Annotated in this window: 11 protein-coding genes; 7 read left to right on the top strand and 4 right to left on the bottom strand. The window is 63.3% G+C overall.

Annotated elements, in window-relative coordinates:
• Positions 1 to 30: 30 nt before the first annotated feature.
• Complete coding sequence (locus tag AB0323_RS18900; protein ID WP_366178693.1) at positions 31 to 1,182, bottom strand: Fic family protein; 1,152 nt, start codon at positions 1,180 to 1,182, stop codon at positions 31 to 33.
• A 191-nt stretch (positions 1,183 to 1,373) separates the two neighbouring features.
• On the opposite strand from AB0323_RS18900, the gene AB0323_RS18895 reads away from it, so the two are divergent.
• The 5 genes from AB0323_RS18895 (at position 1,374) to AB0323_RS18875 (ending at position 7,220) form a co-directional block, all read left to right on the top strand.
• Positions 1,374 to 2,180, top strand: a complete 807-nt coding sequence (locus AB0323_RS18895; RefSeq protein ID WP_366178692.1) for a FadR/GntR family transcriptional regulator — start codon at positions 1,374 to 1,376, stop codon at positions 2,178 to 2,180.
• On the top strand, positions 2,177 to 3,235 hold the full coding sequence (locus AB0323_RS18890; protein WP_366178691.1) for an asparaginase: 1,059 nt from the start codon (positions 2,177 to 2,179) through the stop codon (positions 3,233 to 3,235). The genes AB0323_RS18895 and AB0323_RS18890 overlap by 4 nt, the downstream gene beginning before the upstream one ends.
• Positions 3,236 to 3,281: 46 nt before the next feature.
• The gene (gene aspA, locus AB0323_RS18885; RefSeq protein WP_366178690.1) at positions 3,282 to 4,706 is read left to right on the top strand and encodes an aspartate ammonia-lyase; all 1,425 of its coding nucleotides are present in this window, start codon (positions 3,282 to 3,284) and stop codon (positions 4,704 to 4,706) included.
• A 124-nt stretch (positions 4,707 to 4,830) separates the two neighbouring features.
• Positions 4,831 to 6,348, top strand: coding sequence for an amino acid permease (locus AB0323_RS18880; protein WP_366178689.1), 1,518 nt, complete (start codon positions 4,831 to 4,833; stop codon positions 6,346 to 6,348).
• Between the two features lie 200 nt (positions 6,349 to 6,548).
• Entirely contained in the window at positions 6,549 to 7,220 is a 672-nt protein-coding gene (locus AB0323_RS18875) for a FadR/GntR family transcriptional regulator (RefSeq protein WP_366178688.1), read from the top strand.
• 71 nt (positions 7,221 to 7,291) lie between these two features.
• Here AB0323_RS18875 and AB0323_RS18870 read toward each other — a convergent pair whose 3' ends face one another.
• Positions 7,292 to 8,533: an alpha-L-fucosidase gene (locus AB0323_RS18870; RefSeq protein ID WP_366178687.1), complete on the bottom strand. Its 1,242-nt coding sequence runs from the start codon at positions 8,531 to 8,533 to the stop codon at positions 7,292 to 7,294.
• Positions 8,448 to 9,905: an L-fuconate dehydratase gene (locus tag AB0323_RS18865; RefSeq protein ID WP_366178686.1), complete on the bottom strand. Its 1,458-nt coding sequence runs from the start codon at positions 9,903 to 9,905 to the stop codon at positions 8,448 to 8,450. The genes AB0323_RS18870 and AB0323_RS18865 overlap by 86 nt, the downstream gene beginning before the upstream one ends.
• A gap of 141 nt (positions 9,906 to 10,046) precedes the next feature.
• On the opposite strand from AB0323_RS18865, the gene AB0323_RS18860 reads away from it, so the two are divergent.
• On the top strand, positions 10,047 to 10,958 hold the full coding sequence (locus AB0323_RS18860; RefSeq protein WP_366178685.1) for a fumarylacetoacetate hydrolase family protein: 912 nt from the start codon (positions 10,047 to 10,049) through the stop codon (positions 10,956 to 10,958).
• A gap of 46 nt (positions 10,959 to 11,004) precedes the next feature.
• Here AB0323_RS18860 and AB0323_RS18855 read toward each other — a convergent pair whose 3' ends face one another.
• Entirely contained in the window at positions 11,005 to 11,625 is a 621-nt protein-coding gene (locus tag AB0323_RS18855; RefSeq protein ID WP_366178684.1) for a TetR/AcrR family transcriptional regulator, read from the bottom strand.
• Between the two features lie 75 nt (positions 11,626 to 11,700).
• Here AB0323_RS18855 and AB0323_RS18850 point away from each other — a divergent pair, with 75 nt between their 5' ends.
• Complete coding sequence (locus AB0323_RS18850) at positions 11,701 to 12,777, top strand: NAD(P)/FAD-dependent oxidoreductase (RefSeq protein WP_366178683.1); 1,077 nt, start codon at positions 11,701 to 11,703, stop codon at positions 12,775 to 12,777.
• The last annotated feature ends 81 nt before the right edge of the window (positions 12,778 to 12,858 follow it).

Genomic DNA, 12,858 nt, shown 5'->3' with positions numbered 1-12,858 from the left:
TCACGAATGCCGGTTCGATCGACTGGCCGCCTATTGAGTGTCTCTCAGTATCTGAGGGAGGAATCCCATCTGGTCGAGGCGCCACGTCAGCAACGGGGTCAACTCACTCGGCACCAGGCGGAGGCGGTATGTCCTCCTGCCGTCGCCAATAGGCTCGATAACGCCTCGATCGAGGAGCTTCCGGATGTTCTGGCTACGGGTTGCAGCCGAGCCCGGGAAAGCCGATTCAAGGTCCGCGGCTTTCGCCTCCCCCTTCTTCGCGACGATGAACAGTGCACTTGCTTCATTCACCGTAAACCTCGCTGTCTGCAGTCCTCTTCGCAAAGCGGGCAGTAGAAGTTCTTCCGTTACGAAACCCTGGGTCCCCAACATCGAAAGTTTCCTCATGTCAGCCAAGAGTCCCTCCAGAACATAGGTAGACCACCGGACGAGCGCCGCAGGCTCTAGCGAATCCGCGTCCTCGAGACGTTCGTAGTAGAGACTTCTGTTCTGGCCAAACACTGCAGTAGGGTTCAGCCCGCGGTAGCCGGCGGCGTCAGAGAACCCGTGTCGCCTCATCGCCGCATACGTGAGGAGTCTTCCAACGCGCCCATTTCCGTTCCCAAATGGATGAATCCATACGAAGCGGTGGTGGGCTAAAGCGATCTTCAGCAGTTGAAAGTTCTGCTCGACATCTGCATTGATGAAATCCAGAAGTGAAGTCATGTCACTGTGGACATCACCCGGAGCGGGCGGGCGGTGGGCGGATCCGCTGATGGTGACATCACTCAGCCGGTATGCGCCAGGCGTACGATCGCCCTCACGCTCCAGCCCTTCAACCGATATTCGATGGATTTCCCGAACAAGTCCGTGTGTCAGCGTGGTTCCCGGGCTCACCGTTGCATCGACGAAGGCCGTTGCTTGTTGCAGCTGGACGATCTCTTTAACGCCATCATTTTGCTGCACGTCGCCATAGCGATCGGCCCGTTCCACGCCCGCCACGGCGTCGACAATCGATGTGCGGTTTCCCTCGATACGCGCGCTCATGATGTTCGAAATCAGCTGGAAGAGGTCCTTCAACTGCGAAAAGATCGCAGGATGAGTCGTTCCGTCACCCATGTCACTACGTATCCGTTCTAGCTCAATGATGGCCTTGGCCAGCGGAGAACTGAACAGGAAGTCGGGAAATTCGATGGGCTTCATCGCATCAGGATTTTCGCCAGGGTATTCATAACAATTAAGACTATGCTCCGCTGCGCCCCTAGAAATCAACCAACCCGCCGCCATGAGGGCATCAGATAATTAAATCTGGGACATCCAGCATTTAAGTCGAAGCTCACCCAGCAAGCCACTGAATCTTGACACTGCCCTGTGACCCGTGCCATATTCGTAGTGTGAACCTGTCAGACAGCCGGACAGCCGGACAGGCCGCCACTGGACAGCCAGCCGTCAGCCAGAAAGCTGCGGCTGGCCAGCGCACCGCCACAAGCGGCGCCGTCCCCCGGCCGGCCCAAGCACCCAGGGCATCAAGCCCCCGGCCCCTCGCCCGCTTCAGTGCCGCGGAAGCCGTGTTCAGCGCCATCCGCCAGGACATTGAAGACGGAACCGTGGAAGTGGGGACCAAACTCAGCTCCGAAGCCACCTTGGCCGCGCAGTACGGGGTGAGCCGTTCGGTCATCCGTGAAGCGCTCCGCTCGTGCACTGCGCTTGGGCTGACGGTCACCAAGACCGGCAAAGGCACGTTCGTCGTCGCGGACCGGGTGGCCAATGACCTCGCTCTCGGCCAGTACTCGGCACGGGACCTCAACGAGGCACGCCCGCATATCGAGGTCCCGGCAGCCGGCCTCGCGGCGAAGCGCCGCAGTCCGGAAGACCTCGAACACCTCAAGGAAATTTTCACTTCAATGGCAGCCGAGACCGACCCTGAGACCTGGGTCAGCCTCGACGCCAGTTTCCATTCTGCCATTGCCCGCGCAAGCGGCAACAAAGTCTTCGAAAGCGTTGTGGCAGACATCCGCGAAGCCCTGGCCCATCAATCCGAAACCTTGAACATGGTGGCCGACCGCCAGCATGTCTCAGACGATGAACACCTCCGCATCGTCGAAGCCATCGAAGCCGGCGACGCCTCCGCCGCCGAAGCCGCCATGGCCGACCATCTCAGCGCCGTCAGCGTTGCGTTGGACTCCATCCTCAGCAAATGATCCAGCAACTGAAGGAAGTCATGCCCACCCCGCATGCAACGCACAGTGCTCTGCACGAAAGCGCCGCCACCACCCCGGCAGCAACCAATCCGCCAACCCCGCGCCATGTCCCCCTCGCGGAACAGACCCGCGACGGCCTGGTCGAGAGCATCCACTACGGTTCCCTTATCGCCCTCGGGCCTGACGGCGAAACGCTCCTCCAAGCGGGCGAGCCCGATGCCGCGTTCTACCCGCGGTCCTCGCTCAAACCGCTGCAGGCGGTCGCCATGATCCGCGCGGGGCTCGAGCTTCCGGAGAACCTCCTCGCCCTCACCGCAGCCAGCCACTCCGGCGCCGCAATGCACCTCGACGGCGCCGCACGCATCCTCGAAATGCATGGCCTGGACGAAAACGCGTTGGAAAACAGCACCGACCTCCCCTACGGCACCGCCGAGCGCGAAGCATGGCTCCGCGCCGGCGGCAAGCCCACCCAGCTCGCGCAGAACTGCTCCGGCAAGCACGCGTCCATGGCCGCCACGTGCGTTATCAACGGCTGGCCTGTCCAGGGCTACCTGCACCCCGAGCATCCCCTCCAGTTGCTCGTGAGGGACACCATCACCGAACTCACCGGCGAAGACGCAGCCGCCGTCAGCACGGACGGTTGCGGCACTCCGCTCTTTGCCCACAGCCTGCACGGAATGGCCCGGGCGTATGGCCGCCTGGCGGCAGCGGACAACAAAACAGCAGAAGGCCAAGTAGCCCACGCCATGCGCACCTTCCCCGAGATGGTCGCAGGCGAGGGTCGCGACGTCACGGCCATCATGCGTGCGGTTCCCGGGTTGCTCGCCAAGGACGGCTTCGAAGGCCTCCAGCTCATCGGCCTGCGCAACGGCACCGGCGTCGCCATCAAGATCTCCGACGGCGGCGACCGCGCACGCATGCCCGTCACCGTGCGGGTCCTTGAGGAACTAGGGCTCGACGGCGGCCAGCTCGCCACTCTGGCCAGCGCGCCTGTGTTGGGCGGCGGCCACCCTGTTGGCCTACTCCGTGCTGCGAACTTCCTCGCATCCAACTGACTCCAACTGACGCAGTCAAAGAAGCACAAAAGACCAAAGGACAGCAATGACATCTGCCGTGCACTCCACGACAATTCCAGGGTTCCGCTCGGAACACGATCTCCTCGGCGACCGGGACGTCCCTGCTGATGCCTACTGGGGCGTGCACACGCTGCGTGCCATCGAGAACTTCCCCATCACCGGTCACCCGTTGGCCAGCAACGCCAACCTCGTCAAGGGCCTGGCGGCAGTCAAGCTCGCTGCCGCCCGCGCCAACCGCGAGCTCGGCCTCCTGGACGACGAACGGGCGGACGCCATCGAGCAGGCCTGCCAGGACATTCTGGACGGCAAGCTCCACGAGCAATTCATGGTGGACGTCATCCAGGGCGGTGCCGGCACCAGCTCCAACATGAACGCCAACGAGGTCATCGCCAACCGGGCCCTTGAAATCCTTGGCCACCCCAAGGGCGACTACGCCAGGCTGCACCCGAACGACCACGTCAACTTGAGCCAGTCCACCAACGACGTCTACCCCACCGCCGTCAACCTGGCCACCATTTTCTCAGTCCAAGGCCTCCTTTCGGCCCTCCAGGAACTCCAGGTCGCGTTCGCGGAAAAAGGCCAGGAGTTTCGTACGGTGGTCAAGATGGGCCGCACGCAGTTGCAGGACGCCGTCCCCATGACCCTCGGCCAGGAATTCGGCGGTTACGCAGTGACCGTGGGCGAGGACCGGGCCCGGCTGGCCGAGTCCCAGCTGCTCATCCACGAGATCAACCTCGGTGCCACTGCCATCGGAACCGGCCTGAACGCCCCCGTTGGATACGCCGCAGCAGCCTGCAGGCACCTGGCCGAGATCACGGGCTTGCCGCTGGTCACGTCTGTCGACCTCATCGAGGCCACCCAGGATGTGGGCGCGTTCGTCCACCTCTCGGGCGTTCTCAAGCGCGTCGCCGTCAAGCTTTCCAAGATTTGCAACGACCTCCGCTTGCTGTCCTCCGGACCGCGTGCGGGACTGGGCGAGATCAACCTCCCGGCTGTGCAGTCGGGATCGTCCATCATGCCAGGCAAGATCAATCCGGTGATCCCGGAAGTGGTCAGCCAAGTGGCGTATGAAGTCATCGGCAACGATGTCACAGTCACCATGGCAGCCGAAGCGGGACAGCTCCAGCTGAACGCCTTCGAGCCGATTATCGTACACAGCCTCCACAAGAGCATCTCCCACCTGGAAGCCGCGTGCCGCACACTCACGTCACGTTGCATCCGGGGCATCACCGCGAACACCGAACGCCTGCGCCTCACGGTAGAGCAGTCGATCGGACTCGTCACGGCACTCAATCCGCACATCGGCTACGCCTCCGCAACCGCCATCGCCCAAGAAGCGCTGGCGAGCGGCAAGGGCGTCGCCGAGCTCGTTCTCGAACACGGCTTGCTGACCTCGGAGCAGCTCGATGAGCTCCTCCGTCCAGAACGCCTGGCCAACCTCAGCAACTAGGCTGAGCCGCGCAAAACGTCCGACGACGGCGGCGCTCACCCGCCGCCGTCGGGCCTGAACGCGCGAAAAGACCGGCCGGACGACGAGATCCGGACCCCCAACAGGACACCCCCAAAGGATTCCCATGACCAATGCACCCATCACGGACCACACGGTCCCGCCACAGGCGCACGCCACCGAAAAGCTCCTCCACGCCGAGGACAAGGGCTATCACAAAAGCCTGAAGCCACGCCAGATCCAGATGATCGCGATCGGCGGTGCCATCGGCACCGGCCTGTTCCTGGGTGCCGGCGGCCGCCTCAACGCTGCGGGCCCCTCGCTCGTCATCGCGTACGCGGTCTGCGGCTTCTTTGCCTTCCTGATCCTGCGCGCCCTCGGCGAACTCGTGCTCCACCGCCCGTCGTCCGGCTCCTTCGTCTCTTACGCCCGCGAGTTCTTCGGCGAGAAGGCTGCGTTCGTCTCCGGCTGGTTCTACTGGATCAACTGGGCCACCACCACCATCGTGGACATCACCGCCGCAGCCCTCTACATGAACTTCTTCGGCAAATACGTCCCGTGGATGGGCGTTGTTCCGCAGTGGGCATGGGCCCTGATCGCCTTGGTCGTTGTCCTGGGCTTGAACCTGGTTTCGGTCAAGGTGTTCGGCGAAATGGAGTTCTACTTCGCGCTCATCAAGGTGGCCGCGTTGGCGGCCTTCCTCGTGGTCGGGACCTTCTTCGTTATCTTCGGCACGCCCGTACCGGGCCAGGAGGTCGGCTTCAGCCTCCTCACGGACCACGGCGGCATCTTCCCCAACGGCCTGCTGCCGATGATCATCCTCATGCAGGGTGTGCTGTTCGCCTACGCCTCGATCGAACTCGTGGGCACGGCTGCAGGTGAGACCGAGAACCCCGAGAAGATCATGCCCAAGGCGATCAACTCCGTAGTGTTCCGCATCGCGGTGTTCTATGTCGGCTCCGTCATCTTGCTGGCTCTGCTGCTGCCGTACACCTCGTACGAGAAGGGCGTCAGCCCGTTCGTGACGTTCTTCGGCCACATCGGAATCCAGGGCGTCGACGTGATCATGAATCTCGTGGTCCTCACGGCGGCGTTGTCCTCGCTGAACGCCGGGCTGTACTCCACCGGCCGCATCCTGCGCTCCATGTCGGTGGCTGGTTCGGCTCCGAAGTTCGCCCAGCGGATGAACAAGGCTGGTGTCCCCTACGGCGGCATCGCCATCACCGCCGGCGTCTCCTTGCTCGGTGTTCCGCTGAACTACCTCGTCCCGGCGCAGGCGTTCGAAATCGTGCTCAACATCGCCTCGGTGGGCATCATCGTCACATGGGCCACGATTGTCCTGTGCCAAATGCAGCTCAAGCGCTGGGCCGACAAGGGTTGGCTGAAGCGTCCGTCCTTCCGGATGTTCGGCGCCCCCTACACCGGTTACCTTTCGTTGCTGTTCCTGGTGGGTGTGCTGGTGATGGTGTTCATCGACTCCCCGCTCACCATGCTGGTCACGGCAATTGCCTGCGCCCTCATGGTGGTCGGCTGGTACCTGTGCCGCAAGCAGATCCACGAACTCGCCGCTGCCCGCGACGGCTTCACCGGCAGCTCCCCCGTGATCGCCAACCTGCCGGTTGCCGGTGCAGAGGACAGGATCTAGCACTTTCAGCGCTCGCCCAAAAACTAAGTGCCCGACGGCGGCACCTGCGGTTTCGTTCGCGCGGAACCGCAGGTGCCGCCGTCGTGCGTTGGTCCCCCCAACTGACTCGCATTTGTTGTCGTTTTGGGGCCTCAAAACGACAACAAATGCGAGTCAGTTGGGTGCCCAGACATCGGATCATTCGCCGTTAGGATGTAGCCATGGCTGTCACAGATGAAGCGATCGGCAAGATCAAGGACATGCTGATCCGCGGCGAACTCAAGGCCGGGGACCGCCTTCCTCCGGAAAAGGAGCTAAGCGAGCGGCTCGGCCTCTCGCGAAGCTCCCTGCGCGAAGCCGTCAAAGCCCTCGAACTCATCCGGGTCCTGGACGTGCGGCGTGGGGACGGCACTTATGTCACCAGCCTTGACGCCAAGTTGCTTAACGAGGCCGTGGCGTTCGTCGTTGATCTTCATCAGGACCGTTCCATCCTGGAACTCTTTGAGGTCCGACGAATCCTGGAGCCCGCCACCGCGTTCATCGCGACAGGCAAGATCACTCCAACTGCACTGACGGCCCTGCGCGCCACGATGGACGGGATCGACGAGAACACCGACGTCGAAGAACTCGTGGCCCACGACCTCGAATTCCACGGCATCATCACCCAGGCCGCCGGAAACGACTACCTTGCCGGCCTTCTCGAGGCGCTCTCCGGCAACACCGTCCGGGCCCGCATTTGGCGGGGGCTGACCCAGGAAAAAGCCGTGGCGCACACCCTGGCCGAGCACAAGGCCATCGCGGACGCCTTGGAACGCGGCGACGCCGAGCTGGTCCGGGCGCTCGTGACGGTCCACATCAGCGGCGTCGAGAGCTGGTTACGCCAGGCCCTCTAGCTCGCGCCGATGCTTGGCACGGTACAGGTTGCCGATGCCGGCGGCACCGCAGGGCAACGGTTTCCGGCACCCTACACCCCGGTCTTCAGGAAGAGTTCGACGACGGGCACCGCCACGTCCGGTCGCTGGACGGGCAGCTTCAATGTCAGGGTACCTGCTGGCTGTCCTCCAGGGGTCGTGTTGATTGCTTCCCGGTCCGGTGCGATCTCGAGCATCGCGACTTCGGACGCGTCGTTGAGCAGCTGGGCGTATTCGACCTTGCCGGCGAGATCCGGGAGGTGGACGTATTCGAAGGGCCACGCAAACAGGTGCACATAAAGGCGCTCGCCGCGGCGCGTGTACCGGGCATCGGCGGGCGGGGTCCACGCCGCGGGGCCTGCACCGTAGATGGCCCGGGAATGCAGCTTCATCCAGTTGCCGATGCCGCGGAGGGACTCCACGGCCCTCGGATCGAAATTCCCGCGGGCAGTGGGACCGACGTTGAGGAGCAGGTTTCCGTCCTTGGACACTCCGTCGACCAGCATCCGGATGAGCATGTCCACGGACTTGTAGTCCAGGTTGTCCCGGTCATAGCCCCAGCTGCCGTTCAGCGTCTGGCACGCTTCCCAAGGCACCTCGACGCCGTCCACCACCATGGGACCGGACGGCTGGTACTGCTCGGGCGTGGAGAAGTCGCCGGGAATGTCCAGGCGGTCGTTGACGATGATGCCGGGCTGAAGTTCCCGGACCATATTCAAGAGTTCCACGGAACCCCACGCCTCGCGCCCTTTGCCGCCCCAGATGTTCTTGTGGGCCTCGCTGGAATAGGAGAAGTCGAAGAAGAGGTAGTCGATTTGGCCATAGTTGCTGAGCAGCTCGCGCACCTGGCCATGGAGGTATTCGCGGTAGCGGGCCATGTCGCGGCCCTCGTTGAGCTTCTCGGCGTCGGGGTTGTCCCGTTCGGGGTGGAACCCGTCGATGGTGAAATCCGGGTGGTGCCAGTCAATGAGTGAATGGTAGAAACCTACCTTCAGGCCGAATTCCCGCAGTGCCTCGACGTATTGGGCCACCAAGTCCTGGCCGGACGGAGTCTTGGTGGATTTGTAGTCGGTGAGGGCGGAATCCCAGAGGCAGAAGCCCTCGTGGTGCTTGGTGGTCAGCACCACGTACTTCATGCCTGCGTCCTTCGCGGCACGGGCCCATTCCCGCGGATCGTAGAGATCCGGGTTGAAGCGCTGGAAATACTTCTCATATTCCTCGGAAGGAATGCGTTCGCGGTTCATGACCCACTCGTGCCGGGCCGGCAGGGCATACAGGCCCCAGTGGACAAACATGCCGAACCGGGACTCCGTGAACCAAGGTGCTTGGGCGATCATTGCGGACATCTTCACCACGTGCTTTCAGTTGGACCGCGGCCCACATCGGGCCATCGGGAAATCTGTAATCGGTCAGCGTTCCGCCGACCATTTCGTTGCCGGCCCCGGGTGCGGACGGAGGCCAGTAGCAGCCGTCGTGGACATCGACGGGCGTGACGAAGTGTTCGTGCAGGTGGTCGACGAACTCAATCATCCGACCATTCTTGTCGCCGGAAACTGCCACGAAATCGAACATCGACAGGTGCTGCACGGCCTCGCAGAGACCAACGCCTCCTGCATGCGGGCAGACGCGGACGCCGAACTTCGCGGCAAGGAGGAGGATGGCGATGTTCTCGTTCACTCCTGCCACCCGCGCCGCGTCCAGCTGCAGGACCTGTAGCGACCCGGCCTGCAGCATCTGCTTGAACACCACCCGGTTTTGGACATGCTCACCCGTTGCCACGGGAATCGGCGCCACGCCCCGGGCAATCGCCGCATGGCCCAGGACATCCTCGGGACTGGTGGGTTCCTCGATCCAGGCAATGTCATAGGGAGCCAAGTGCGCCATCCATTCAATGGCTTCCTGAACGTCCCAGCGTTGGTTCGCGTCCAAGGCGATCTTGATGTCCGGGCCTACGGCATCGCGGGCTGTGCGGACGCGCCTGATGTCGCCGTCGAGCGAGGCTCCCACCTTGAGCTTGATCTGCCCGAAGCCGTCGGCAACGGCTTCCTTTGCCAGACACACAAGTTTGTCGTCGCTGTAACCCAACCAGCCCGGCGTCGTGGTGTATGCGGGGTATCCCTCCGCGAGAAGCGCTGCCCTGCGGGCGGCGCGCCCCGGCTCCGCCGTCCGCAATATTCCAAGCGCGTCATCCGGGGTCAGGGCATCGCTGAGGTACCTGAAGTCCACGAGCGCCACGATCTCCTCGGGGCTCATTCCGGATAGCAGTTCCCAGAGCGGGAGCCCGGCCCTCTTGGCCTTGAGGTCCCAAAGCGCGTTGACGACGGCGCCGATCGCCATGTGCATCACACCCTTTTCGGGGCCGAGCCAACGGAGTTGGGAATCGTGGGCGAGGAGCTTCCACGTGCCACCCATGTCGCCGAGAAGCTCCTCGACGTTGCGGCCCAGGACGTTGTGGCGGAGTGCGTGGATCGCCACGGTCTCCACCTCGTTGCCACGCCCGATGGTGAAGACGAAACCGTGGCCCTCGTGGCCATCACCGGCGTCGGTGCGGATCACCAGGTATGCCGCCGAATAGTCCGGATCCGGATTCATGGCATCCGATCCGTCCAGTTCCTGAGAGGTGGGAAAACGGATATCGAAGGTGTCTACCGCGGTGATGACGCTCATTGTGCTCCTTGCTTGGCAGCAGGACTTTACTGGGAAGCGTAAACATCCGATGTCTACATTGTCAATGGGTCACATTTCCGTATTATGGAGAGCAACAGCAGACTAGAGCTCGGATGTTAGAGCCAGCGCACGGAGGAATACATGACCATGAAATTCGCCCGGCTGGGCACTGCCGGAAATGAAAAGCCGGTTGTCATCGCCCAAGACGCCACCGGCACCGAAAAATACTTCAGCCTTGAACCGCTGACGAAGGACATCAACGGAGAGTTCCTCGCCACCGACGGCATCGCACGCACCCGGGAAGCCATTGATACCGGCGATCTGCCCGAAATTTCGGCCGAAGGACTCCGGATCGGTTCCCCCATCGCCCGCCCCGGCAACGTCGTCTGCATCGGCCTCAACTACACCGCCCACGCGGCCGAATCCGGCGCCACACCACCGGAATCCCCCGTGGTGTTCTTGAAGCCGAGCAACACCGTCAGTGGACCGTTCGACGCGGCGCCCATCCCGCCGTCGTCGGAAAAGTACGACTGGGAGGTGGAACTCGGAATCGTCATCGGCCGCGAAGCGTCATACCTTTCCAGTACCGAGGAGGCCGCGGACTGCATCGCGGGCTACGTCGTCGCCAACGACCTCTCGGAGCGCGACTACCAACTGCCCGGAGCCGCAGGCCAGTGGACCAAAGGCAAATCGCTTCCGCAGTCCACTCCGCTCGGTCCGTGGCTGGTTCCCGCGGATGAGCTCGACGCCGGCCACCTCGCATTGCGCACCTGGGTCAATGGGGAGATCCGCCAATCGTCGGACACGTCGGACATGATCTTCGACGCCCTTACCGTGGTCCACCACCTCAGCCAGTACATGGTCCTGGAGCCCGGCGACGTCATTCTCACGGGCACTCCGGAAGGCGTGGCGCTCTCCGGCCGGTTCCCCTACATCCAGCCCGGCGACGTAGTGGAGCTCGAGGTAGAAGGGCTCGGCCGCCAGCGACAAGAGTTCTACCGGGCCCGTTCCGGTTCGCTTGCATCAGTAGGCACTGAGAAGGCCACTCGGTGAGTACCGAACTCGAGGGACTCGTTGCGCTGGGCCGTCAAGAACGGCCTCAGGCGAGTGCCGATTTCAGTGCCGCGTGAATCCAATCCCTGTACCGCTCCGGTTCCCAGCCGAAATCCAGCACGAGTGATTTGTACGTGTCTGGGTGCCCGAGCGACCAGATCACGGCTGCAGCCTGCTCGTCGCTCATGCCCGAGGCCAGCGCTCCGCGTTGCCGCAGCGCAGCCGCGGCTTCGGCATAGTTCCGGAGCCGACGCTCTGCCCGGTCCCTGAGCACCTTGGCCGCCTCGGCGTCTACGGCGGATGCCTGCCTCATGACGCTGAACAATTCACTGCTCCGCGGGTGCACCTCGGCGAACCAGTCGGCCAACACCGCAAAGACCGCCCCGGCGTCGGAGGCTGCGGCGGTCCTTGCGCGCATGACCTCCGTGGCAGACCGCGGGGTGTCCGGGCCTGCGGCGGTTGCATCCACCACGGCTGACAGCAGCGCCGCCTTGTTGCCCACTGAGTTGTAGATGGTCTGGATTGCGACGCCGGCTTGCCCGGCAATCGCCCCGATAGTGGTGGCCACGTACCCGTTGCTCAGAAACAGCTGCCTCGCGGCTTCCACCACGGCAGCCCTGGTTGCGACGGCTTGGGCCACCCGCCTGTCATTGTGCCGAATCTCCACTGGAAAAGAATAGCATTCTACTGACTGGAATGGTATTCTAATGATGCCAGGATTCGCACCTCAGGAGGCTTCGCGATGGACAGCATTGAGCCAGTGGACACAATGGTTATCGGCGCCGGGCAGGCAGGTCTCGCCACAGGATTCCATCTGAAGAAACGCGGCCAGGCCTTCCTGATCTTGGATTCACAGGCCCGCATTGGCGATGTGTGGCGGAACCGTTGGGATTCCTTGCGGCTCTTCACGCCGGCGCAGCACGACGCGCTCCCTGGCCAACCATTTCCCGCAGCTCGCGGCAGTTTTCCAGCCAAAGACGACATGGCCAACTACCTTGAGGACTACGCCAAGAACTGGGAGCTCCCGGTAAGGCACGGTGTCCAGGTCACCGGCGTCGAGCGCGAGGACGGCAAGTTCAAAGTCGAATCAAGCACCGGATCGTTCCTGGCCAAGAACGTGGTTGTCGCAACCGGCGCCAATGCACGGCCGCGGATTCCTGCGGAAGCGGGGGCCCTGGATCCCGCGATCCGCCAACTACACGGAGCGGAGTATTCCAATCCGGACGCTATCCCACCCGGAGATGTCCTTGTGGTCGGTTCCGGGACTTCCGGGGTCGAAATCGCCGTGGAGCTTGCGTCCTCCCACCGCACGTATATCGCCGGCACTCCACCATTCCACGTACCGGGTCCGGTACTGCGCTACGCCGGCGGGCTGTGGTGGTTCATGATCCACCACGCACTGACCCGATCCACACCGATGGGCCGCAAGGTCGCAACCGACTTCACCCAGCACGGCGCGCCGCTGATTCGGACCTCCGTCAAGGAACTCAAGGTCGCAGGCGTGACCCGTCTTCCCCGGCTCGCTGGCACCCGGGACGGCCGACCCCTGCTGCAGGACGGCCGGACGCTACCTGTGGCCACCGTGATATGGGCAAGCGGATACCAGCCCGACTTTGGCTGGATCCGCGGACTTCCCGAGGACGGACACGGCTGGCCCGCCACCTCCCGCGGCGCCGTGGGACAGCTGCCGGGGCTGTTCTTTGTGGGCATGCCCTTCCAATACGGACTGACCTCGGGCCTCGTAGGCGGTGTCGGCCGGGACGCGGAACACGTCGCAGGACTCATCGCGAGCCGGGCCCCCAGGGAGTTAGCGACGTAACGCAACGCCCGCGCAACCCTCCTCCACCCCCGATTCGCCTATGCTCAACACCAGGCAATCGATGGCGATCCACCAAGGAGC

Source organism: Arthrobacter sp. NPDC080031 (assembly GCF_040702485.1).
Classification (GTDB): Bacteria; Actinomycetota; Actinomycetes; order Actinomycetales; family Micrococcaceae; genus Arthrobacter.
Note: the sequence above shows the minus strand (reverse complement) of the source record. Positions and strands in the feature narration are given on the sequence as shown.

Bases quoted from the DNA above. Each gene is read 5' to 3' on its own strand.
- AB0323_RS18860 (WP_366178685.1), top strand. From the start codon at position 10,047: ATGACCATGAAATTCGCCCGGCTGGGCACTGCCGGAAATGAAAAGCCG.
- aspA (WP_366178690.1), top strand. From the start codon at position 3,282: ATGACATCTGCCGTGCACTCCACGACAATTCCAGGGTTCCGCTCGGAA.
- AB0323_RS18870 (WP_366178687.1), bottom strand. From the start codon at position 8,533: ATGTTTGTCCACTGGGGCCTGTATGCCCTGCCGGCCCGGCACGAGTGG.
- AB0323_RS18880 (WP_366178689.1), top strand. From the start codon at position 4,831: ATGACCAATGCACCCATCACGGACCACACGGTCCCGCCACAGGCGCAC.
- AB0323_RS18890 (WP_366178691.1), top strand. From the start codon at position 2,177: ATGATCCAGCAACTGAAGGAAGTCATGCCCACCCCGCATGCAACGCAC.
- AB0323_RS18875 (WP_366178688.1), top strand. From the start codon at position 6,549: ATGGCTGTCACAGATGAAGCGATCGGCAAGATCAAGGACATGCTGATC.
- AB0323_RS18900 (WP_366178693.1), bottom strand. From the start codon at position 1,182: ATGAAGCCCATCGAATTTCCCGACTTCCTGTTCAGTTCTCCGCTGGCC.
- AB0323_RS18865 (WP_366178686.1), bottom strand. From the start codon at position 9,905: ATGAGCGTCATCACCGCGGTAGACACCTTCGATATCCGTTTTCCCACC.
- AB0323_RS18850 (WP_366178683.1), top strand. From the start codon at position 11,701: ATGGACAGCATTGAGCCAGTGGACACAATGGTTATCGGCGCCGGGCAG.